Source organism: Aeromonas sp. R1-1 (assembly GCF_040908495.1).
Taxonomy (GTDB): domain Bacteria; phylum Pseudomonadota; class Gammaproteobacteria; order Enterobacterales; family Aeromonadaceae; genus Aeromonas; species Aeromonas veronii.
In genome coordinates this window covers 1-21,005 of the sequence record NZ_JBFODV010000050.1, presented here as the reverse complement: position 1 = coordinate 21,005, position 21,005 = coordinate 1, and the positions used below count along the sequence as shown (strand labels likewise).

General features: G+C 60.8%; 21 protein-coding genes. 4 read left to right on the top strand and 17 right to left on the bottom strand.

What is annotated here, in order from left to right; all coding sequences use genetic code 11:
• The first annotated feature begins 190 nt into the window (after nt 1-190).
• Complete coding sequence (gene ansA, locus AB5Y92_RS02640) at nt 191-1,198, top strand: asparaginase (RefSeq protein WP_042054747.1); 1,008 nt, start codon at nt 191-193, stop codon at nt 1,196-1,198.
• Nucleotides 1,199-1,459: 261 nt separating this feature from the next.
• On the opposite strand, the gene AB5Y92_RS02635 is transcribed toward ansA, so the two are convergent.
• Both AB5Y92_RS02635 and AB5Y92_RS02630 read right to left on the bottom strand, forming a co-directional pair.
• Nucleotides 1,460-1,753, bottom strand: coding sequence for a YeaC family protein (locus AB5Y92_RS02635; RefSeq protein WP_042061025.1), 294 nt, complete (start codon nt 1,751-1,753; stop codon nt 1,460-1,462).
• Between the two features lie 85 nt (nt 1,754-1,838).
• On the bottom strand, nt 1,839-3,272 hold the full coding sequence (locus AB5Y92_RS02630) for a glyceraldehyde-3-phosphate dehydrogenase (RefSeq protein WP_064335641.1): 1,434 nt from the start codon (nt 3,270-3,272) through the stop codon (nt 1,839-1,841).
• Nucleotides 3,273-3,483: 211 nt separating this feature from the next.
• Between AB5Y92_RS02630 and AB5Y92_RS02625 the strand changes: the two genes are divergently transcribed.
• Nucleotides 3,484-4,284 (top strand): DUF2989 domain-containing protein, encoded by an 801-nt coding sequence (locus tag AB5Y92_RS02625; protein WP_368225446.1) that lies wholly within the window; start codon nt 3,484-3,486, stop codon nt 4,282-4,284.
• A 7-nt stretch (nt 4,285-4,291) separates the two neighbouring features.
• On the top strand, nt 4,292-4,852 hold the full coding sequence (locus tag AB5Y92_RS02620; RefSeq protein WP_368225445.1) for an NUDIX domain-containing protein: 561 nt from the start codon (nt 4,292-4,294) through the stop codon (nt 4,850-4,852).
• Nucleotides 4,853-4,959: 107 nt separating this feature from the next.
• Here AB5Y92_RS02620 and lipA read toward each other — a convergent pair whose 3' ends face one another.
• The 14 genes from lipA to leuS form a co-directional block, all read right to left on the bottom strand.
• Nucleotides 4,960-5,925: a lipoyl synthase gene (lipA, locus tag AB5Y92_RS02615; protein ID WP_005335190.1), complete on the bottom strand. Its 966-nt coding sequence runs from the start codon at nt 5,923-5,925 to the stop codon at nt 4,960-4,962.
• Nucleotides 5,922-6,599 (bottom strand): lipoyl(octanoyl) transferase LipB, encoded by a 678-nt coding sequence (lipB, locus tag AB5Y92_RS02610; protein ID WP_040066806.1) that lies wholly within the window; start codon nt 6,597-6,599, stop codon nt 5,922-5,924. The genes lipA and lipB overlap by 4 nt, the downstream gene beginning before the upstream one ends.
• Nucleotides 6,600-6,661: 62 nt before the next feature.
• Nucleotides 6,662-6,925 (bottom strand): DUF493 family protein YbeD, encoded by a 264-nt coding sequence (ybeD, locus tag AB5Y92_RS02605; RefSeq protein ID WP_005335178.1) that lies wholly within the window; start codon nt 6,923-6,925, stop codon nt 6,662-6,664.
• Nucleotides 6,926-7,217: 292 nt separating this feature from the next.
• Nucleotides 7,218-8,414 carry a D-alanyl-D-alanine carboxypeptidase family protein gene (locus AB5Y92_RS02600; RefSeq protein ID WP_005335176.1) on the bottom strand — a complete coding sequence of 399 codons (1,197 nt, stop codon included), beginning with the start codon at nt 8,412-8,414 and terminating at the stop codon, nt 7,218-7,220.
• A 186-nt stretch (nt 8,415-8,600) separates the two neighbouring features.
• Entirely contained in the window at nt 8,601-9,581 is a 981-nt protein-coding gene (locus AB5Y92_RS02595; protein ID WP_368225443.1) for a septal ring lytic transglycosylase RlpA family protein, read from the bottom strand.
• A complete protein-coding gene (mltB, locus tag AB5Y92_RS02590; protein WP_115544909.1) occupies nt 9,523-10,521 on the bottom strand; it encodes a lytic murein transglycosylase B in 999 nt (332 codons plus the stop codon). The genes AB5Y92_RS02595 and mltB overlap by 59 nt, the downstream gene beginning before the upstream one ends.
• Nucleotides 10,521-11,624 (bottom strand): rod shape-determining protein RodA, encoded by a 1,104-nt coding sequence (gene rodA / locus AB5Y92_RS02585; RefSeq protein ID WP_005335170.1) that lies wholly within the window; start codon nt 11,622-11,624, stop codon nt 10,521-10,523. Before rodA ends, mltB begins: the two co-directional genes overlap by 1 nt.
• Complete coding sequence (gene mrdA, locus AB5Y92_RS02580; RefSeq protein WP_103250745.1) at nt 11,617-13,539, bottom strand: penicillin-binding protein 2; 1,923 nt, start codon at nt 13,537-13,539, stop codon at nt 11,617-11,619. Before mrdA ends, rodA begins: the two co-directional genes overlap by 8 nt.
• A 103-nt stretch (nt 13,540-13,642) precedes the next feature.
• Nucleotides 13,643-14,110, bottom strand: a complete 468-nt coding sequence (gene rlmH, locus AB5Y92_RS02575; RefSeq protein WP_005335166.1) for a 23S rRNA (pseudouridine(1915)-N(3))-methyltransferase RlmH — start codon at nt 14,108-14,110, stop codon at nt 13,643-13,645.
• 19 nt (nt 14,111-14,129) lie between these two features.
• Nucleotides 14,130-14,471 carry a ribosome silencing factor gene (gene rsfS, locus AB5Y92_RS02570; RefSeq protein WP_005335165.1) on the bottom strand — a complete coding sequence of 114 codons (342 nt, stop codon included), beginning with the start codon at nt 14,469-14,471 and terminating at the stop codon, nt 14,130-14,132.
• Nucleotides 14,472-14,574: 103 nt separating this feature from the next.
• Nucleotides 14,575-15,225 carry a nicotinate-nucleotide adenylyltransferase gene (nadD, locus tag AB5Y92_RS02565; protein ID WP_164536220.1) on the bottom strand — a complete coding sequence of 217 codons (651 nt, stop codon included), beginning with the start codon at nt 15,223-15,225 and terminating at the stop codon, nt 14,575-14,577.
• A complete protein-coding gene (holA, locus tag AB5Y92_RS02560) occupies nt 15,219-16,256 on the bottom strand; it encodes a DNA polymerase III subunit delta (protein ID WP_368225441.1) in 1,038 nt (345 codons plus the stop codon). The genes nadD and holA overlap by 7 nt, the downstream gene beginning before the upstream one ends.
• Nucleotides 16,256-16,738 carry an LPS assembly lipoprotein LptE gene (lptE, locus tag AB5Y92_RS02555; protein ID WP_005335160.1) on the bottom strand — a complete coding sequence of 161 codons (483 nt, stop codon included), beginning with the start codon at nt 16,736-16,738 and terminating at the stop codon, nt 16,256-16,258. The genes holA and lptE overlap by 1 nt, the downstream gene beginning before the upstream one ends.
• A gap of 205 nt (nt 16,739-16,943) precedes the next feature.
• On the bottom strand, nt 16,944-19,520 hold the full coding sequence (gene leuS / locus AB5Y92_RS02550) for a leucine--tRNA ligase (RefSeq protein WP_201987380.1): 2,577 nt from the start codon (nt 19,518-19,520) through the stop codon (nt 16,944-16,946).
• Nucleotides 19,521-19,665: 145 nt separating this feature from the next.
• Here leuS and AB5Y92_RS02545 point away from each other — a divergent pair, with 145 nt between their 5' ends.
• Nucleotides 19,666-20,160, top strand: coding sequence for a zinc ribbon-containing protein (locus AB5Y92_RS02545; protein WP_005335155.1), 495 nt, complete (start codon nt 19,666-19,668; stop codon nt 20,158-20,160).
• 84 nt (nt 20,161-20,244) lie between these two features.
• Here the strand turns inward: AB5Y92_RS02545 and AB5Y92_RS02540 are convergent.
• The coding region (locus tag AB5Y92_RS02540; RefSeq protein WP_368225438.1) for a metallopeptidase TldD-related protein at nt 20,245-21,005 on the bottom strand (761 nt) is incomplete at its 5' end.

Below are 21,005 nucleotides of genomic sequence, written 5' to 3'. Positions count from 1 at the left end.
TATTTAACACTATGTAGGTAGAGGGCAGAAAAGCCGAAAAGGGTGCATGGAACGGCTGTCATTTGGGGCGCCAGTCTCTATAATTCGCCGGTTTCCGCTGCACGCAGAGGCGCTGGCGGGCGTTGACATTGTGGTTCACCCCGACATGGTTCATATTCCGGCGGTGTTCACTTCATCAAGAGGAGAGGGTGTGAAGAAGTCTATCTACATTGCCTACACAGGCGGCACCATTGGGATGCAGCGTTCCGATCACGGCTACGTGCCGATGGCGGGCTTTATGGAAGACTGTCTGGCGCGGATGCCCGAGTTCCACCGCCCCGAGATGCCGGATTACCATATCCACGAATATGCGCCCCTCATCGACTCCTCCGACATGACCCCGGCGGATTGGCAGCGCATCGCCGAAGACATTCGCGACAACTACGAGAAATACGATGGCTTCGTGATCCTGCATGGCACCGACACCATGTCGTTCACCGCCTCGGCGCTCTCTTTCATGCTGGAAGATCTGCACAAGCCGGTCATCATCACCGGTTCCCAGATCCCGCTGGCCGAGCTGCGCTCCGACGGCCAGCAGAATCTGCTCAACGCCCTCTACATCGCGGCCAACTACCCGATCCACGAGGTGACGCTGTTCTTCAACAATCAGCTCTATCGCGGCAACCGTAGCAAGAAGGTGCACGCCGACGGCTTCCACGCCTTCGACTCCCCCAACTATCCGCCGCTGCTCAACGCCGGGATCGCCATCTCGCTGGAAGCGGGTGAGCTGGGCGTGCCCTCTGCGCGGCCGCTGGTGCTGCACGATATCACCCCCCAGCCCATCGGCGTGGTGACCCTCTATCCGGGGATCTCCAGCGAGGTGATCGCCAATATCCTGCAACAGCCGGTGAAGGCGCTGATCCTGCTGTCGTTCGGGGTTGGCAATGCGCCGCAGAACCCGGCCATGCTGGCGCTGCTTTCCGAGGCATCGGCCCGCGGCGTCATCATCGTCAACCTGAGCCAGTGCCTGCACGGCAAGGTCAACATGGGTGGCTATGCCACCGGCAACGCCCTGTCGCGGGCCGGGGTGATCTCGGGCTTTGACATGACCGCCGAAGCGGCGCTCACCAAGCTCCACTTCCTGTTGAGTCAGGACTTGCCCTCCCACCGGATTCGCGAGCTGATGCAGCAGTCCCTGCGCGGGGAGCTGACTCCCTAAGCGATGCGGCCCTCACCCTAACCCTCTCCCGGCGGGAGAGGGGATAGAGCGAGGTGCGGTTGGCCGCGAGGCTTGCGATGAAGAGCGTGGGCAGGTGGCCCGTTCACTGTGCGCAGGTGCGAGCCTGCTCCCTTCTCCCCCTAGTGGGAGAAGGGTTGGGGATGAGGGGATGAGTCACCCGGCATCGATAGGAAAAAAGAGGGGAGCCATCATGGCTCCCCTCTCTGTTGTGGCCGCTGCGAGCGGCCTGCCGAGTCAGGCTCAGTGGTTGAGGTCGACCCGGACTATCTCTTCCTCATCGCGATACTGACGCTTGAGCTCGCTCTTGCTCTTCATCACAATCTCGCCGTCACGACCTATGTTCATGTGCTCGGGATTGTCGAGGTGCATCGCCTGCCAGGCCATCACGGCTTGCAGGGAGGTGGCCTTCTGCTCGTCGGTCAGGGGCTTGCCATCGGGCCACTTGCCCAGCTCGACTGCGGTCTTGAGCCGCTCGTACACCTCTTGTGGCATCTGCCTGATTGCTTGCAAAAACTCACCCTGTTGAAACGACATTCGACCTCTCCTTGAACTATTGAGCCATAAACTTCGGGGTCAGCCCGGCAGATCCTGGCGGGCCATGCAGGTAGACCCTATCGGGCTATGCCGGTAGATCCTGGCGGACAACGCCAGCCATCTGTTCCATCACCCGCACTACCTGACAACTGTACCCGAACTCGTTGTCATACCATACGTAGAGCACACAGTGATCCCCCTCGGCGATGGTCGCCTGGGAGTCGACGATGCCCGCATAACGGGAACCTACCATGTCGGAGGAGACCAGCTCGGTACTGGCGCTGAAGTCGATCTGGCGATGGAGGGCCGAGCTTAGCGCCATCTGCTGCAGATAGGCGTTGAGGCTCTCCCGATCGGTGGCCTGCTCCAGCGACAGATTGATAATCGCCAGCGACACATTGGGGGTCGGCACCCGGATGGCGTTGCCGGTCAGCTTGCCCTTGAGTTCGGGCAGCGCCTTGGCCACCGCCTTGGCGGCACCGGTGCTGGTCATCACCATATTGAGAGCTGCGCTGCGACCGCGGCGCTCGCCTTTGTGATAGTTGTCGATGAGGTTCTGATCGTTGGTGTAGGAGTGGACCGTCTCCACGTGACCGTGGCGGATGCCGAACCGCTCCTGCATTACCTTGAGCACCGGGGTGATGGCATTGGTGGTGCAGGAGGCGGCGGAGATGATTCTGTCACCCGGGCCTATCACCTCATGGTTGACCCCGAACACCACGTTCTTCATCTCCCCCTTGCCGGGGGCGGTCAGTAGCACCTTGCCGGCACCGCGCGCTTTCAGGTGCTCGGAGAGGCCTGCCTCGTCACGCCAGACGCCGGTGTTGTCGACGATCAGCGCATCGTGAATGCCGTAGGCTGTGTAGTCGATGTCGGCCGGGCTATTGGCGTAGATCACCTGAATGAAGGTGCCGTTGGCAATGATGGCGCTGCGCTCCACATCCACTTCGATGGAGCCATTGAAGGGGCCGTGCACCGAGTCGCGGCGCAGCAGGCTGGCGCGTTTTTCCAGATCCCCGTCGCGACCACCGCGTACCACGATGGCGCGCAGACGCAGCGGATTGGCAGCGCCGGTGCGCTCGATCAGCAGGCGGGCCAGCAGGCGGCCGATACGACCAAAGCCGTAGAGCACCACGTCGGTCGGCTGCGGCATCTGGCTGCGGCCAAGGGCTGGTGCCAGTCGCGCTTGCAGATAGTCCTCGATCCCCGCCTCATCCTGATGATCCTGCCAGTAGCCGACTGCCAGCTTGCCAAGGTCAACCTCGGCGGCGGTGGGTTTGAGGGCAACGATGGCCTGAAGCAGGGGGAAGCTTTGCTGGATGGGGAGGGGAGCGCCCTGGTGGCGGCGGACGACCCGGTGGGCCTTGAGGATATCGATGGTGGAGGCGTTTTGCAGCGGGCGGCCGTAGAGGGTGATCTCGACCCCTTGTTGTCGGTAGAGGCGACCAATCAAGGGCTGCATGGCTTCGGCGAGCTCCTGGCTCTCCTGCCACGCTTGCAAGTAGTGCTCGTGGGTCATTGACCAGATCCTTTATTTCACGTTGTTGGTGTAAATAGAAAATTCGTCGAATGCAGATCAGTGTAGGGGTGTATATTTCGTTATATTATTCTGCAATCGCGGCCTTATATGGCGCGCGCATTGTAATGGATATGTAACCGGTTTGCTAGCCGGAGGTGGCCCGTAAAGGCGCCAGTTGTTACCAACCCGCGTTACCAACAAGATGTGAACCATGGCCAATTTCCCCCTGCGACAGACCTTCATCATGCTTTCAGTCGGCCTTGCCGTGGCTGGCTGCAATGACGACCGGCTCCACAACATCTGTGGCAATCATCCCGAGCTCTGTCAGGATCTGGTGGACGATGGCTGGTGTCGCTACGAGCGTACCGATGTGATCCGCAGTCGCTTCTATCTCAAGGAGGAGGGGACGGATCGGCGCAAGTATGAGCTGATGCGCAACCTTGAGCGCTATCTCAAATGTGCCGAGCGCTCCACCAGCATTGAATACAAGAATGCCCGCGAGCAGAAGAGTCCACGGGTCGAGGGTATGCTGGCGGCCGGGGATCAGTTGGCCCAGCTCGATGCGGCGACTCGCAATTCACAAGATCCCTACCTGCTGCTCTGGCACTGGACCAACAACACCAGCGAGCTGGCTCGTCAGCAGTTTATGGCGCTGGAAGGCACCAAGGCGCTGGATGAACCCGAGCTTCAACTGGCGCTCGGCGGTATCTACGCCAAGAGCGACCCGGAAAAGGCCATTGCCACCCTGCAGCACGGCCTCTCCCTCTATCAGGAAGGGGACAAGGTGAACAGCCGCCTGCTCACCTCCCTCAGCACCCTCTATATGGGCCAGAAACAGTATGGGCTGGCCTATCTGTGGGGCAAGGTGAGCGAGTCGTTTCAGGATAGCCCCGAGGTCTCTGCCAAGCGTTTTGGCATCTACCACACCCTGAGCAAGACCGAGCAGGATGGCTACGATGTGCGGGCTGCCGAAATTGTCGAGCAGCTACAGCATGGCAACTATCGGCCCTGAGGCAGTGATGACGACGTTTTCTCCGGCCAGCTGCTGGCCCAATCCGTTCGATCTCTCTTTCGTTCATGGCGAGGTACGTACCGATGGCCGCACCCTGGAGCGCCTCACGGTGCGTGCCGTGGTGCCCCGTGGCGACGAGCTGTTGCTCGTTCACTCCCTGGTCAACGGCGATCTGATGTTCCCCGGGGGCGGCATTGAAGCGGGGGAGAGCCACCATGTGGCGCTGGCCCGCGAGCTGCTGGAGGAGTGCGGTGCCGAGCTGCGGGAAGTGGGGGGCCTGCTTGGCGAGACCCGTGAATATCGCGCCGCCCGCGAGCCGGGGTTCGATGCCTACTGCATCCGCTCGCTCTACTACTTGTGCCGGATTGGCGATCAGCTGGTGGCCCCGCAGCCACAGCCCTACGAGATCCGCCTTGGCTTCGTGCCCGGCTGGTTTGCTCTCGACGAAGCGCTGCAGACCAACAAGACCCAGCTGGCGGGACCCTGTCCCCAGTGGACGGCGCGAGAGACCCGGGTGCTGGCCCAGTTGCAACGCTGGCATCAGCAGGGGATCTTCGACCACGGCTGATGAGTACATCCAGCTGCAACGGTCAGTGATACCAATAAAAAGAGCGCCAATGGGCGCTCTTTTTAATTGAGATGGAGGCGGTTATTTGGCCTCTCTGTCGTGCGAGATCATTTGACCTCTTCGCCCTTGGCTTGCAGATCAGCATGGTAGGAGGAGCGAACGAAAGGACCACAGGCGGCGTGAGTAAAGCCCAGCTCCATGGCGACATCTTTCAGCTCGTCAAACTCTGCGGGCGGCACGTAGCGCTTGACCGGCAGGTGGTGGCGGCTCGGCTGCAGATACTGACCCAGGGTCAGCATATTGACGCCGTGAGCGCGCAGATCCTTGAGTACCTCGACGATCTCTTCGTTGGTCTCGCCAAGGCCCATCATCAGACCGGATTTGGTCGGCACGTGGGGGTGCATCTCCTTGATGCGGCGCAGCAGCTCCAGCGACCACTTGTAGTCGGCACCCGGGCGGGCGACGCGATACATGCGCGGCGCGGTTTCCAGGTTGTGGTTGAAGACGTCCGGCGGGGTCTCGCGGAACACCTCCAGCGCTTGCTCCATCCGGCCACGGAAGTCCGGGGTCAGGATCTCGATGCGGGTCTGCGGGCTGTGCTCGCGGATCTCGCGAATGCAGTCGGCGAAGTGCTGGGCACCGCCGTCGCGCAGATCGTCGCGGTCCACCGAGGTGATCACCACATACTTTAGGTTCATCTCCTTGATGGTCAGCGCCAGCTTCTTCGGCTCTTCCGGATCGAGTGCCAGCGGGCGGCCGTGGGCCACGTCGCAGAAGGGGCAGCGACGGGTGCAGATGGCGCCCATTATCATAAAGGTGGCGGTGCCGTGGTTGAAGCACTCCGCCAGGTTGGGGCAGGAGGCCTCTTCACAGACCGAGTGCAGCTTGTTCTTGCGCAAGGTGCTCTTGATGTGTTCGATCTTCTGGCTGGAGGGGGGCAGCTTGATCCGCATCCAGTCCGGCTTGCGAAGGAGTTCTTCGTTGGGATCCGGCATGAATTTCACCGGGATCAGGGCCATCTTGTCGCCATCGCGCAGCTTGACGCCCGGCTCCATACGAACGGGTTTGCTCATGATTCACTCTCGGTGTTTGTTATTGTTTGGTAGCCAATCAGGCGGGCCAGTTCGGCCACCAGAATGGATTGCGCCTCGGCCACGCTTTGCGGGCCGCCCAGGGCGCTGGTCTGGGTCATGGCCATGCCCGCATAGCCGCACGGATTGATGTGCAGGAAGGGGGTCATGTCCATGTTGATGTTGAGGGCCAGCCCGTGGAATGAGCACCCCTTGCGGATGCGCAGACCCAGCGAGGCCAGTTTTGCCTCCATGCCAAGGTCATTTTTCACATAGACCCCGGGGGCATCGGCCTTGGCATAAGCCTGGATATCGCTTTTGGCGAGGGTATTGATGATGGCTGTCTCCAGCGCGGTCACCAGCTCGCGAACCGAGAATTTGCAGCGGCGGACATCCACCAGTACGTAGAGCACCAGCTGGCCCGGGCCGTGATAGGTCACCTGACCGCCGCGATCGCTCTGCACCACCGGGATATTGCCCGGATTGAGCAGGTGTTCGGCCTTGCCGGCCTGACCCTGGGTGTAGACGGGATCGTGCTCGACCACCCAGAACTCGTCCGGGGTATCGCTGGTGCGGTTGTCGGTGAAGGCTTTCATGGCGTCCCATACCGGCTGGTAGGGGCGGCGACCCAGCTGCCTGACAATCAGGCTGGACTGGGCGGGGATCTGGGATGACATGGCGTCCTCGCGGCGTGCTGCGGCCAAAAACAGTCGCCCCGCAGAACGGGGCGAGAGAGAAATTACAGTACGTATTTCACCAGCTCGATCTTGCCAAGGGCGTGGTACATTGCTTCGATGTGCTCTTTGCTCTGGGCAGTCACGGTCACGCGGACCGAGTGGTAGTTGCCCTTGGAGCTGGGCTGGACTGTCGGGCTGTAGGTGCCGGGGGCGTGCTGCTGCAGCACTTCAACCACCATTTCCGGCAGTGCCGGGTCGGCAACGCCGAGTACCTTGAACGGGAATTTGCAGGGAAACTCCAGCAGTTCATCAAACTTGGTATTCATTTACTCACCTTTTGCGTCATCACCGGGATGACTTCATCTTGGATGGCTAGTGGCCGATGGCCCGTGAAGGCCGCCATTTCAAGTCTATATGGGCACGGCTCATAACTATATGGGCGCTGCCCGGACCGGGATCAAGGCCAGGATCGGTCAGACAAGGATGGAAGTGCTGCTTTTTACCACAAATCAGGGTAAGGCGGAACCTGCAGTTTACAGGGTTATTCACTGCCTTTGCCGGTCACAGACAGCAGCGGCGCCTGTTGGCGCCGCTGTTTGGTGAGGATTGTGCGTTGGATTACTTGAACCAGCTGGTGACCAGCAGTACCAGGTAGTCCCACAGACGGCTCATCAAGCCACCTTCCTGCACCTCTTCCAGGGCGACCAGCGGCACCTGCTTGATCTCTTTGTCGCCCTGCTTCAGGAACACGGTACCGACGCGCTGACCCTTGGCCAGCGGCGCTTTGAGTTCGCTGTCGAGCTGGAAGTCAGCCTTCAGGTTGTTGCCCTGACCGCGGGTGACCAGCACGGAGACATCTTTGTCGACGCCCAGTTTCACTTCCGGTTTGTCGCCCATCCAGATCTTTTGGGTGACCAGCTCGGTGCCTGCCTTGTACGGGGTCAGGCTCTGGAAGAAGCGGAAGCCATAGGTGAGCAGTTTTTTGCTCTCGGCGGCGCGGGAGGCTTCACTGCTGGCGCCCAGTACCACGGCGATCAGGCGCATGCCTTCGTTGTTGGTGGCAGAGGAGACCAGGTTATAGCCGACCTGGCTGACGTGGCCAGTCTTGATGCCATCCACCTGCAGGGATTGATCCCACAGCAGGCGGTTGCGGTTGTGCTGAGTGATGCCGTTGAACACGAAGGATTTCTGGGAGTAGATCTTGTACTCCTCCGGCAGGTCGCGGATCAGCGCCTGACCCAGACGGGCCATGTCGTGAGCGGTACTGTAGTGACCTTCCGCATCCAGACCGTGCGGGTTCATGAAGTGGCTGTCATTCATGCCGAGTTTGGCGGCCCAGCTGTTCATCAGGCTGGCGAAGGAGTCGGTGCTGCCCGCCAGGAATTCGGCCATGGCGACGCAGGCGTCGTTGCCGGACTGGATGATGATGCCCTTGTTGAGATCATCGACGGAGACCTGCTTGCCCACCTCGATAAACATCTTGGAGGAGTCGGAGTAGTTCTTGGACCAGGCGTTCTGGCTGATGGTCACCATGTCGGTGCGCTTGATATTCCCCTTCAGCAGCTCCTGGCCGATGATGTAGGAGGTCATCATCTTGGTCAGACTGGCGGGCGGCAGACGCTCTTCGGCGTTCTGCTCGGCCAGCACCTGACCGGAGTAGTAGTCGATCAGAATATGGGCCTTGGCGGAGATCTCCGGCGCGGCGGGAACCACCATGGGCATGGCATTCGGGGTCGGTGTCGGCACCGGCGTATTGGCCTGGGCGGTTACGCTGATCAGTGAGGCCAGAAGAACTGAACGGGCAAATTTGGACATCTTGAAATTCCTGCGAGCCAGATGGGGATAAAATGCGGGCCTAACTATACCAGATGCGCCCGCAGGTTATAGCCCGAGATGGCGATCAGAACTGGTTTTTTATCCATCACTCCCTGTTATCACGCCATAAAACGACGTGATGACAGTGAGTAAGCGGTTAGTCACATCCGCGGCAAAGTGGGGCGCTCAGGGCACGATAAAGGCCTGTTCCAGCCCGCCCTGACGTACTTTTTCCAGCACACTTGCCTGCTGGTCGGCGGCGACCGGGCCAATCAGCACCCGGAAAATGGCGCCATGAGCATCGATCCGGTAAGGCACGCCGTAACGCTGGGTCATCACCTTGCCCATCGCCTCGGCCCGATCCCGGGAGCCGCTGGCCAGTACCTGGATCATCTTGCCATCCCCACTGCTGGCGGGCGCTGCGGCCTTGGCAGGCGCTGGCTTGACAGGTGCCGCTTTGGCGGGCTTGGCGGCGGGTGCCTTGACAGGAGCGGGTTCGGCGGCGGGAGTGGCCATCGCCAGCGCGGTCGGTTCACCCAGGAAGCCATCTTGCGACAGCGTGTTGGAGGCCGCAGCCGGAGTGGTCGGAGTCATTTCGATGGGCTTCATCGGCTCCATGATTACCATCTGATCCGGGGTGTCGCTGATCAGCTCCAGCCGTACTCGGGCCTCACCGCTATCGACCATCTCCAGCTGCTTGGCCGCTGCGTAGGAGAGGTCGATCAGGCGCGTGCTATTGAACGGGCCGCGATCGTTGACCCGCACTATGGTCTCCAGCCCGTTGTCCAGATTGGTGACCCGCACATAGCTCGGGATGGGCAGGTTGCGGTGAGCGGCACTGAACAGCTTGCTGTCCAGCACATCGCCGTTGGCGGTCTTCTGGCCGTCCAGATCCGGCGACAACCAGCTGGCGGTGCCCTCTTCGCTGTAGTGTTTGATGTCGCGCCACACCTCGTGCTTCTGCTTGCCGATCCAGTAGTCCCGGTTGCCGCTGGCACTCAGGGACTCGGGGCGTGGAATGGCGCCGGTGGCTTGCGGGATCTCGATAACGGGTGGCTTGCTGACCGGTGCTTGCGGCTCGACGGGGGCGCTCTGTTCCGGCTGGCTGCTACAGGCGGCCAGCAACAAGCTCAGGCTGAGCGGGAGGAGTTTGTGACGAAGATGCATACGCTTCCTGAATGGCTTGGCTAAGTTGATACACCGCCATCGCATAGAGTGGGCTGCGATTGTAACGGGTGATCACATAAAAGTTATGCCGTGCGACCCAGTATTCCGGTCCATCGGCTTGGGCAAACGCCAGCAACTTGACCGGCGTCTGTGGGGCCAGCGGCGTGGCGAGCTCAATCCCTGCCGCCGCCAGTTCTGACCACTGTTGTGTTAACTCGGGCTCAGGCCTGAGTAGAGGTTCGACTGCCATCAACCCGATCTGGGCCGGTTCCACCACGGATTCGCCCCAGCGCCACTGGTGGCTGGCAAAATAGTTGGCCACGCTGCCGATGGCATCGACCGGGTTGGCAAACAGGTCCCGCTTGCCATCCCCGTCAAAGTCGACGGCATAGTGGCGATAGCTGGAGGGCATGAACTGCCCCATCCCCATGGCGCCGGCATAGGAGCCCTTGAGGGCATCGAGTTGCCACCCTTCCTCTTTGGCCAGCACCACCAGCTGGGCAAACTCCTTGGCAAAGAAGTCCGCCCGCTCCGGGTAGTGAAATCCCAGGGTGTAGAGGCTATCGAGCACCGGATGGCGGCCCATCTGGCGACCGTAGAAGGTCTCGACCCCTATGATGGCCACGATGAGCGAGGCGGGCACCCGATAGGTCTGCTCAGCGCGGGCCAGCGTCTCGGCATGTTGCTGCCAGAACTGCTGGCCGTCACGGATGCGATCCGGGGTAACAAACAGCGGCCGGTAGCGATGCCAGGGTTTGGCCTCCCACGGCTTGCTGATGGTGTCGAGCACCTCCTGCCGTAACTGGGCTCGGGCGACGGCAGCCTGCAGCTCCGCAAGCGGCACCTGTTGCTGGTCGGCAAGCAGGGCCAACCTATCCGGCGCCACGGCGGCGGTCGCCATCGTGGTGGCGAGCGAGAGCAGCAATCCAACCCGTCTCATCAGGCGAGAAGTCTTCTATGAGTCTGAATGGACATCAGGATACCGAATCCGGCCATCAGGGTCACCATGGAGGTGCCGCCATAGCTCACCAGCGGCAGGGGCACCCCTACCACCGGCAAGATGCCGCTCACCATGCCCATGTTGACGAACACATAGACGAAGAAGGTGAGGGTGATGGCGCCGCCCAGAAGTCGCTCGAAGCTGTTCTGGGCCTGCATCGAGATAAACAGGCAACGGCTGATGACGTAGAGGTAGAGCACCAGCAGCAGGGCAACGCCTACCAGACCGAACTCCTCGCTAAATACTGCGAAGATGAAGTCGGTATGGCGCTCGGGCAGGAACTCCAGCTGGGACTGGGTCCCTTGCAGCCACCCCTTGCCAAAGACGCCGCCGGAGCCGATGGCAATCTTGGACTGGATGATGTGATAGCCGCGACCGAGCGGGTCCTTCTCCGGGTCGAGCAGCATCAGCACTCGCTGGCGCTGGTAGTCGTGCATCAGGAAGAACCAGAGCACCGGCATAAAGGCCAGCATCAGCAGGACCGCCAAGCCGATCAGCCACCAGCTGAGCCCTGCCAGGAAGATGACGAAGAAGCCGGAGGCGGCCACCAGAATGGAGGTGCCAAGGTCAGGCTGGGCGGCGATCAGCAGGGTGGGCAGCAGCACCATGATGAGGGCGATCACCACATGGCTGAACTTGGGTGGCAGCGAGTGGCGACTGAGCCAGGCGGCCACCATGATGGGCATGGAGAGCTTCATCACCTCGGAGGGCTGGAACTTCATAAAGCCCAGATCGAGCCAGCGCTGGGCCCCCTTGCCGATGTGGCCGAACACGTCCACCGCAATCAGCATCAGCACCACAACGGCGAACAGCGGCACCGACCAGCGGGCGTAAAGGGAGGGGGGCAGCTGGGCCAGGCCGATCATCAGGGCAAAGGCGAGACCACCGCGCACCAGCTGGCGCACGATGGAGTCCATATCCTGACCGGAGGCGGAGTAGAGCACCACCATGGAGAGGGTCATCACGGCCAGCAGACCGAGCAGCAGGGGCAAGTCGATATGCAGCTTGTACCAGATGCTCTGCTGGCGGGCAGAATTACTCATTGGGAGCGACCTCACTCGGTTGGGACGGCTTTTCCGGTGCCGGTGGCAGTTGCGGATCAGGGGGCAGCAGATAGGCATCCAGCATCTGGCGTGCGATGGGCGATGCAGCTCGACCACCACCACCTCCGATGGAGTTTTCCAGTACCAGAGCTACCACCGCTTTGGGTGCCTCGAAGGGGGCATAAGCCACGAACAAAGCGTTATCGCGATGCTCCGCCTTGACCGTCTTGATGTTGTAAACCTGATTTTCCTTCAAACCGACTACCTGGGCTGTGCCCGATTTGCCGCCTGAGGAGTAAGGCGCCTTGGCAAACGAGTGACGGCCACTGCCTTCACTGCCATGGTTGACTCGCCACATCCCATCTTGCGCCACTTTCCAGAAGCTGTCGTTCTTGAGCTTGAGGGCGATATTGGGGTTGATGGGGGCATCGACCACCCCCGCCTGGGAGGCGGTGCTCTTGAGCAGGTGCGGGGTGACGTCGTGACCATTCTGGGTCAGGATGCTGATCGCCTTGGCCAGTTGGAGCGGGGTGGCGCTCCAGTAGCCCTGACCGATACCGACAGAGATGGTGTCACCCTGATACCAGGGCTGGCGCCAACGGGCCATCTTCCAGTCACGGGACGGCATGACACCCTTGGTCTCTTCATAGAGATCGACCCCGGTGTACTGACCGAAGCCAAACTTGGTCATGTAGCTGTGGATCTTGTCGATGCCGACCCGATAGGCGAGATCGTAGAAGTAGGTATCTGCCGAGACCTCGATGGCGCGATAGACGTCGAGCCAGCCATGACCCCAGCGGCGCCAGTCGCGAAACTTTTTGGTGGTACCTGGAATGGAGAAGCTCGGGCCGCCGAAATAGCGGTAGCCCGGGGTAATGGCCCCCTCGTTGAGACCCATGATGGACATCATGGGCTTGACGGTGGAGGCAGGGGCATAAATGCCCTGAGTGGTGCGATTCACCAGTGGCCGCGCCGGATCGTTGAGCAGCGCCGAGTAGTTGGCGCTGGAGATACCGGTCACGAACAGGTTGGGGTCGTAGCTGGGGCTCGACTCCAGGGCCAGGATGGCGCCGGTTTTCGGGTCCATCATCACGATGGCTCCGCGCTGGCCAGCCAGCAGTTGCTGGGCCTTGAGCTGCATCCGGACGTCGATATTGAGGTAGATATCCTTGCCGGGAATAGGCGGCTGGAACTTGAGGGTGCGGACAATCCGGCCTCGGTTGTTCACCTCGACCTCCTGATAGCCCGCCACGCCGTGCAGCTCATCCTCGTAATACTTCTCCACCCCCTGCTTGCCGATATCCTTGGTGGCCGCATAGTTGGCGAGTTTTTCTTCCTTCTCGAGGCGCTCCACGTCACGGGTATTGATCTTGGCCACATAGCCCAAAGCATGGGTGAGGGTGTCACCAAACGGGTAGTAGCGTTTGAGGTAGGCCTCGATGCTGGCGCCCGGGTAGTTGTGCTGGTTGACCGAGAAGAGGGCCACTTGATATTCGGTCAGCTTCTCGTAGAGGGGGACCGGCTTGAAGCGGCGCTGGCGCTTCACTTCGGCGAGGAACTTCTCCTTGGTGCCTTCCGGCAGACCCAGCAGGGTGATCAGCTGGTCGGCGGTTTTTTCGAGATCCTTGGTCTCTTCCGGCACGATTTCCAGACTGTAGACCGGGCGGTTTTCCGCCAGCAGCACACCGTTGGTGTCATAGATGAGGCCCCGTGGCGGCGCCACCGGCACCACGCGGATTCGGTTGGAGTTGGAACGAGTCTGGTAGGTGTCGTAGGACTCGACCTGCAGATAATAGAGATTGCCCAGCAGCACCAGCATCAGCACGACGATACCGATGTAGGCTACCAGGGTGCGCCGGAAGAACAGATTGCCCTCGGCACTGTGATCGCGCATTTCGATGCGTTGTTTCAGCATGCCTTTACCTCAAGACCCTTGGGGGCAATAAGAGCAGGAACTGCATTGTTCACTCTCTGTGATAGGGGTGAATATGAGAGGTGAGACTCCAGAGACGCATGGCTCACTCTCTATGATACGGATGATTGGTGGTGATGCTCCAGGCCCGATAGAGGCTCTCTGCCACCAGCACCCGCACCAGCGGATGGGGCAGGGTGAGCGGTGACAGTGACCAGCTCTGTTCGGCGGCAGCTTTGCACTCGGGGGACAAGCCTTCCGGCCCGCCTACCAGCAGCGCGACATCGCGGCCATCGAGTTTCCACGCCTCCAGCTGGGTCGCCAACTGCTCCGTGGTCCAGGGCTTGCCCGGAATGTCGAGGGTGACGATGCGAGAGCGCCCCGCAGCCGCCAGCATGGCTTCCCCTTCCTTCTGCAGGATGCGGGGAATGTCGGCATTTTTGCCCCGTTTGCCTGCGCCGATCTCGACGAGTTCAAACGGCATGTCTTTGGGGAAGCGGCGACGATACTCCTCGAAGCCATGCTCTACCCAGGCGGGCATCTTGGTGCCCACCGCAATCAACTGGATCTTCATGGTCGTTACACTTGTGCTCTTATTGCGTATTCATTTGAGCGGCACCGCTCCACAGCTTTTCCAGTTGGTAGAAGTCACGATGTTCATCCTGCATCACATGCACGATCACCGAGCCCATATCTACCAGCACCCATTCACCGCTCAGTTGCCCTTCCACGCTCAGCAGATCGAGACCTGCGTGGCGGGCTTCGCTGGCCAGATGGTGGGCAATGGCGCTGACGTGACGACTGGAGTTGCCGGAACAGATGATCATGGTGTCAGTAATGCTGGATTTGCCGCGTACATCGAGGGTGATGATGTCGCGGCCTTTCATGTCATCGATCTTGTCGATGATAAAGGCATGCAATTCTTGGCCTTGCAATGAGTCTCTCCTGTATTCCGGCGCGCAGCGTTTGCGTCAGGGCGGCGTATTATATCATGGTCACTCCCGTTTCCCATCGGGTGGGGCGGGATTACGACAGGGGCTAGCGGCGGTTGGCGCGGTAGAGCCCCTGTTGATCAATATAGTGCGCAACCGACTCGGGCAAGAGGTAGCGGGTGTCTTGCCCCGCATCCAGCAAGGCCCGCAGTCGGGTGGCTGACAGTTCGATGGGCTGGTTGTCCGCCAGCCAGATATGACCGGCCAGACGCTGACGCAGCGCGTTGGCATCTGTGGTGTGATGGCGCGCAAGCAGCTGCGCCACCTCGGCCGGATAATCCGGTTGCCAGCCCGGCCGCACGCTCACCACCAGATGGGCATGGTCGAGCAGCTCCTGCCAGCGGTGCCAGCTTGGCAGGCTCAGCAGAGAATCCATCCCCATCAGAAAACAGAGCGGCGTATCGGGCAGTTCATGACGCAGCTCGATCAGGGTATCGATGGTGTAAGAGGGCTTGTCCCGTCTCAGCTCCCGCTCATCCACCACAAAGTGGTGGTTCTCTGCCGCCGCCAGTTTGACCATGGCGAGACGCTGTTCGCTGGAGCAGAACGGATTGGCACGGTGGGGCGGGATATGGTTCGGGATCAGCCGCATCTCGGCCAGCCCGAGGGCATCGCGCGCCTCGATGGCCGGGCGCAAATGGCCGATATGGATAGGATCGAACGTGCCCCCCAGCAGGCCAATGGGCGCCTTCAGCACGGGCTGCTCTCCATCACCAGCGGCAGCGGGGTGCCATCACGAAAGCCGAGGGCAATGGTCTGCAGCATCAGCCAGGCCTGCTCGCTATCGAAGCGGCGCTGGGCATCGTCCAATTGTGCCATCAGTTGCCACAGTTGCTGCAACTTGGCAAATGGCAGTCGGGTCAGCGCTTGCTGAATGAGCTGCTGGCGGCTCTGCCAGATGCGCAGGCGGCTGAAGTGCTCCCCCAGCGGCTGGCCGTTTCGCATCGCCAGCGACAGCTCGGTCAGCTGCTCCAGCTCGCGGCAAAGGGTCCAGGCCAGCATCCCCGGCTCGGTGCCTTCGGCCCGCAGGGCGGCCAGAATGCGCTGGGCCCGGTTCACCTTGCCCTCCAGCAGGGTATCGACCAGCTGGAACGGGGTGAAGTGGGCGTGACGGATAATGGTCTCTTGCAGATAGGTGACGCTGATGGGCTGGGGCGGCGAGAGCAGGGTCAGCTTCTCGATCTCCTGGCTGGCGGCCAGCAGGTTGCCCTCGTAGGAGTGGCACATGAAGTTGATGGCATCCGGCAGCGCCTTGAGGCCGAAACGCGCAAAACGGGCGCTCATCCAGCGCGGGAAGAACTTGGGCTCCGGATGGTTGACCGGCACATAGGTGCCAATCTGGTAGAGCTTGTCGAACCAGGCTGCCTTCATCTGGGTCTGGTTGAGGCGACCGCCACTCAGCACCAGCAGCAGGTCGGGATGAAGCTGCTTGCCAATTTCGCTGATGCGGGCAGCGAGATCCTTGTCCACCTTGGCGGGCAGCTCCAGCTCGATGATCTGGCGGGCGGAGAAGAGGCTCATCGCCTGACAGGCATCGTAGACCTGATTCCAGTCCAGCCCCTGCTCCACCACGAAGGTGTGGCGCTCATCGAAACCCTGCTTGCGGGCGATCTGACGGATGGCATCGATGGCCTCCAGTCGCAGCAGGGGCTCGTCGCCAAAAATGAGATAGCAGGGCCGAAGCCCTGCTTTGAGGTGGTCACCAAATTGTTCCGGGTAGATCCGCATCAGAAGCTGACCTGACTCAACTGCCGGATCACCTGATTGGCCGCCTGCTCCTGCATTTCGCGGTTAAGCTGCTCCTGCTCACGGGAGGAGGCGAGCGCTGCATCCGGCTTGTTGAGGAAGCTGCGGTTGAAGTTGATGGGGAAGACCTGAGTCGGCTTGCCCGGTACCGAGATGGTGAACTGGGTACCAAAGCCCAGCACATATTCGGTGTCCGTCCCCAGCGCGTTGACCGAGGCGACCTGACTGGTGCTGCCTACGCCGCCCAGAGTGAGCACCGGAATGCCCTCCTTGTCGGCCAGGGTCACGCCAGAGGCCTTCAGACGGGTGGTAACCATCCGGTAGAAGTCGCTCTTGTTGTCGCCCACGACCTTCATGGTCATCAGCTCGCTCGGAATGCCGTTGCCGCGCATGTGAAAGCCGCAGCCTTGCAGCAGCAGACCAGCCAGCACGATGGCCATCCAGCGGGTGAAGATGGTGCCCATAGAAAATCCTCTTTGCATTAAGGGAAAGCGGCGGGCGCAGGGCCCGCCGTTATCATCCGTTTGCTGTCACAGATTGGCAATGATCAGTTGGCAGCCAATTAGTTAGCGACAATGTTGAGCTGTCATGGGCCGGTACGTCGTTACCCATGAGTGGCCACACAGTCAGCCAAGGTCGCCAAATGGTATGACATCAGTTGGCAACCGATCAGTTAGCGACAATATTGAGCAGCTTACCAGGTACATAGATCACCTTGCGCACGGTCAGACCGTCGGTGAACTTCTGCACGGAGGCATCGGCCATCGCCAGCTTCTCGACGTCGGCCTGGCTGATCTCGGCAGGCACGGTCAGCTTGCCGCGCATCTTGCCGTTGATCTGCACCACCACCAGCTTCTCGGTCTCGACCATGGCCGCTTCATCGGCCACCGGCCAGGCTGCGTGATCGATGTCGTCGCCCTTGCCCAGCATCTTCCACAGCTCGAAGCCGATGTGTGGGGTGATGGGGTAGAGCATAACAACGACAGCTTCCAGCGCTTCCTGCATCAGGGCGCGGTCCTGCTCATCGCTACCCAACTTGGAGAGATTGTTCATCAGCTCCATGATGGCGGCGATGGCGGTGTTGAAGGTCTGACGGCGACCCACATCATCACTCACCTTGGCGATGGTCTTGTGCAGTTCACGGCGTACCGCTTTCTGCTCGTTGGTGAGAGCCGCCACATCCAGCGCGGCAACGGCGCCACCGGAGACGTGCTCGAAGGTGACGCGCCACAGGCGACGCAGGAAGCGCTGGGCACCCTCTACGCCGGAGTCGGACCACTCCAGAGTCATTTCGGCCGGAGAGGCGAACATCATGAACAGACGGACGGTATCGGCGCCGTAACGCTCCACCATCAGCTGCGGGTCGATGCCGTTGTTCTTGGACTTGGACATCTTGGTCATACCGGAGTGAATGACTTCACGGCCTTCGTTGTCGATGGCCTTGGTGATACGACCCTTCTCGTCACGCTCAACCTTGACGTCGGTCGGGCTGACCCAGACGTTGCCGCCCTTCTCGTCCTTGTAGTAGAAGGCGTCAGCCAGCACCATGCCTTGGCAGAGCAGGCGCTTGAACGGCTCGTCGCTGTTCACCAAGCCCGCATCACGCAGCAGCTTGTGGAAGAAGCGGGCGTAGAGCAGGTGCATACAGGCGTGCTCGATGCCGCCGATGTACTGATCCACCGGCAGCCAGTGGTTGGCAGCCGCCGGGTCCAGCATGCCCTTGTCGTAGTCCGGAGAGCAGTAGCGCGCGTAGTACCAGGAGGACTCCATGAAGGTGTCGAAGGTATCGGTTTCGCGGAACGCTTCCTGACCGTTGTAGGTGGTCTTGGCCCACTCGGCGTCGGCCTTGATCGGGCTCTGGATACCGTCCATCACCACATCTTCCGGCAGCAGTACCGGCAGCTGATCTTCCGGCGTCGGCACCACGGTGCCGTCAGCCAGGGTCAGCATCGGGATGGGGGCACCCCAGTAACGCTGACGGGAGACACCCCAGTCACGCAGACGGTAGTTGACGGTGCGCTTGCCCTTGCCGAGCCCTTCCAGCTTGCTGGCGATGGCATCGAAGGCGCCCTGGAAGTCGAGACCGTCGAACTCGCCGGAGTTGAACAGCACGCCCTTCTCGGTGTAAGCCGCTTCGCTCACGTCGACATCGCCATCAACCGGCTTGATCACCGCCTTGATGTCGAGGCCATATTTGGTGGCGAATTCGAAGTCACGCTGATCGTGGGCCGGAACCGCCATCACGGCGCCGGTGCCGTAGTTCATCAGCACAAAGTTGGCGACCCAGACCGGTACCTTGCGGCCATCCAGCGGGTGAATGGCATAGAGGCCGGTGGCCATGCCCTTCTTCTCCATGGTGGCCAGTTCCGCTTCGGCGACCTTGGTGTTCTTGCACTCTTCGATGAAGGCGGCCAGCTCCGGATTGTTTTGGGCTGCTTGCAGCGCCAGCGGGTGACCGGCGGCGATACCGACATAAGTGACGCCCATGAAGGTGTCCGGACGGGTGGTGTAGACCTCCAGCTGCTCAGCCTGACCCTCGATGGCGAAGCTGATGTTGACCCCTTCGGAGCGGCCAATCCAGTTGCGCTGCATGGTCTTGACCATCTCCGGCCAGCCTTCCAGATTGTCGATGTCGCTCAGCAGCTCTTCAGCGTAGTCGGTGATCTTGATGAACCACTGGGGGATCTCTTTCTGCTCGACCGGGGTGTCACAGCGCCAGCAGCAGTTGTCGACAACCTGCTCGTTGGCCAGTACGGTCATGTCGTTCGGGCACCAGTTGACGGAGGAGGTCTTCTTGTAGACCAGACCCTTCTCGTAGAGCTTGGTGAAGAACCACTGTTCCCAGCGGTAGTAATCCGGCTTGCAGGTGGCGACTTCACGATCCCAGTCATAACCCAGACCCAGCATCTTCAGCTGGTTCTTCATGTATTCGATGTTTTCGTAGGTCCAGGGCGCCGGCGCGGTATTGTTTTTGATCGCGGCGTTCTCGGCCGGCAGACCGAATGCATCCCAACCTATGGGTTGCAGCACGTTCTTGCCATTGAGGCGTTGATAACGGGAGATCACATCACCTATGGTGTAGTTACGAACGTGCCCCATGTGTAGTCGACCAGACGGATAGGGGAACATGGACAGGCAGTAGAACTTCTCCTTGTCTACCTTCTCCACGGCCTTGAAGGTTTTCTTGGCATCCCAGTGCTTTTGCACTGCTGGTTCGATTGATTGGGGAACGTATTGCTCTTGCATTGGTGACATCCGGATCTGTGAAATGAATAGATAAATCAGCTGGGAAATCGCAATAGAATACCCATATCCTGCGGCGGCAACAACCGCCAGCGTCCCTTGGGCCTTAAGCCGGGCCAGATCAGGGTTTAGTAGAGGAGTTAGAGCCATGGACAAACGTCAAAAAGGGTACGAAGCCTTCATTGCCGAGCTGCAAAAACAGTGGCAAGAGACTGAAGAGTTCCAGGGGGAGCGCCTCAACCGGATGATTGCCAAGGTGCAGGCCTATCTGGAGGCAGCAAGTGACCTCACTCAGGACGAACTGGCGCTCATCGCCGAGTACGTGAAGCGGGATCTGGGCAACTATGACGAGGGGCGCCATGACGATAGTGCGCAGGTGGAAGAGTCTGCCTTTATGTTGGCCCTCAAAGACACCGCCTGGTCCTGGCTGGCGGATGTGACCGACCGCGCCCAGGTGGAGTGGCGCGAGCTGGCCGATGAGCTGGAGCACAAGGGTGTTTACGAAGCGGGTGACTGGGTGGGGCTGGGGGTCATGGTGTGCGACCAGTGTGGCTGGCGCCATACCGTGCTGCACCCCCAGCAGCTCGATACCTGCCCCGAATGTGGCTGCGCCGAGTATCATCGCGAGCCGCTCTCGCCCTGAGTCAGGCCAGCAATGCGGACGAGATAACGAGCAAAAAGGCGCCATCAGGCGCCTTTTTCTTACTTGCAGGTTTCGTCGGGGTGTTTACTTGCCCGCGACGGAGAGACCGCCAAAACGGATCTGCGGGGCGTAGAAGCCCTTGCTGTCGTTGTGGTGCAGGGTGTCACCGACCGCTTCCAGCTCGCCCAGCAGGCGGTAGAAGTTGCCTGCTACCGTGATGCCGCGCACCGGCTGCAGTCGCACCCCATCGCGGCAGAGGAAGCCCGACGCGCCAAACGAGAAGTCGCCGCTCACCGCATCGGCACCCGAATGCAGGCCATCCAGCTTGACCAGCTCCAGATAGTCGCCGCTCTGCACTTCCGCTTCGCTATGGGGGCCCGCGCCAAACACCAGATGGCGAGCGGTCACATCGAGGGCGCTGCGGGCACCGCGAGCGGCCGAGCCGTTGCTGGCGACGCCAAAGTGGTGGGCCGTGGCGCTGTTGTGGAGCAGGGTCTTCAGCTCCCCTTCGCCAATCAGCAGCAGATCCGCGCTGGCCGCCCCCTCGCCATCAAACGCCTTGATGTTCATGCCGCCCGGCATATAGACCCGGCTCTCCAGAGTAAGCCAGCGTGACGCTACGCTCTGGCCGACCTTGCTGCGCCAGGGGTTGATCCCCTGCTGGGCCCACTTGCCCGACAGCACGCCCTGAAAGCAGCCAAACAGGCTGGCAAAGCAGTTGGTGCTAAAGATGACGCTGTAGCGACCGCTCGGCACCGCTTCACCGGGCAGTAGTCCATCGGCGATGGCGTAGATCTGCTCGATCAGGGCCTGGCTATCCAGCTCGTCGAAGCGACGGCCATACT

Bases quoted from the DNA above. Each gene is read 5' to 3' on its own strand.
- AB5Y92_RS02635 (WP_042061025.1), bottom strand. From the start codon at position 1,753: ATGTCGTTTCAACAGGGTGAGTTTTTGCAAGCAATCAGGCAGATGCCA.
- AB5Y92_RS02630 (WP_064335641.1), bottom strand. From the start codon at position 3,272: ATGACCCACGAGCACTACTTGCAAGCGTGGCAGGAGAGCCAGGAGCTC.
- AB5Y92_RS02625 (WP_368225446.1), top strand. From the start codon at position 3,484: ATGGCCAATTTCCCCCTGCGACAGACCTTCATCATGCTTTCAGTCGGC.
- AB5Y92_RS02620 (WP_368225445.1), top strand. From the start codon at position 4,292: ATGACGACGTTTTCTCCGGCCAGCTGCTGGCCCAATCCGTTCGATCTC.
- lipA (WP_005335190.1), bottom strand. From the start codon at position 5,925: ATGAGCAAACCCGTTCGTATGGAGCCGGGCGTCAAGCTGCGCGATGGC.
- lipB (WP_040066806.1), bottom strand. From the start codon at position 6,599: ATGTCATCCCAGATCCCCGCCCAGTCCAGCCTGATTGTCAGGCAGCTG.
- ybeD (WP_005335178.1), bottom strand. From the start codon at position 6,925: ATGAATACCAAGTTTGATGAACTGCTGGAGTTTCCCTGCAAATTCCCG.
- AB5Y92_RS02600 (WP_005335176.1), bottom strand. From the start codon at position 8,414: ATGTCCAAATTTGCCCGTTCAGTTCTTCTGGCCTCACTGATCAGCGTA.
- AB5Y92_RS02595 (WP_368225443.1), bottom strand. From the start codon at position 9,581: ATGCATCTTCGTCACAAACTCCTCCCGCTCAGCCTGAGCTTGTTGCTG.
- mltB (WP_115544909.1), bottom strand. From the start codon at position 10,521: ATGAGACGGGTTGGATTGCTGCTCTCGCTCGCCACCACGATGGCGACC.
- rodA (WP_005335170.1), bottom strand. From the start codon at position 11,624: ATGAGTAATTCTGCCCGCCAGCAGAGCATCTGGTACAAGCTGCATATC.
- mrdA (WP_103250745.1), bottom strand. From the start codon at position 13,539: ATGCTGAAACAACGCATCGAAATGCGCGATCACAGTGCCGAGGGCAAT.
- rlmH (WP_005335166.1), bottom strand. From the start codon at position 14,110: ATGAAGATCCAGTTGATTGCGGTGGGCACCAAGATGCCCGCCTGGGTA.
- holA (WP_368225441.1), bottom strand. From the start codon at position 16,256: ATGCGGATCTACCCGGAACAATTTGGTGACCACCTCAAAGCAGGGCTT.
- lptE (WP_005335160.1), bottom strand. From the start codon at position 16,738: ATGGGCACCATCTTCACCCGCTGGATGGCCATCGTGCTGGCTGGTCTG.
- leuS (WP_201987380.1), bottom strand. From the start codon at position 19,520: ATGCAAGAGCAATACGTTCCCCAATCAATCGAACCAGCAGTGCAAAAG.
- AB5Y92_RS02545 (WP_005335155.1), top strand. From the start codon at position 19,666: ATGGACAAACGTCAAAAAGGGTACGAAGCCTTCATTGCCGAGCTGCAA.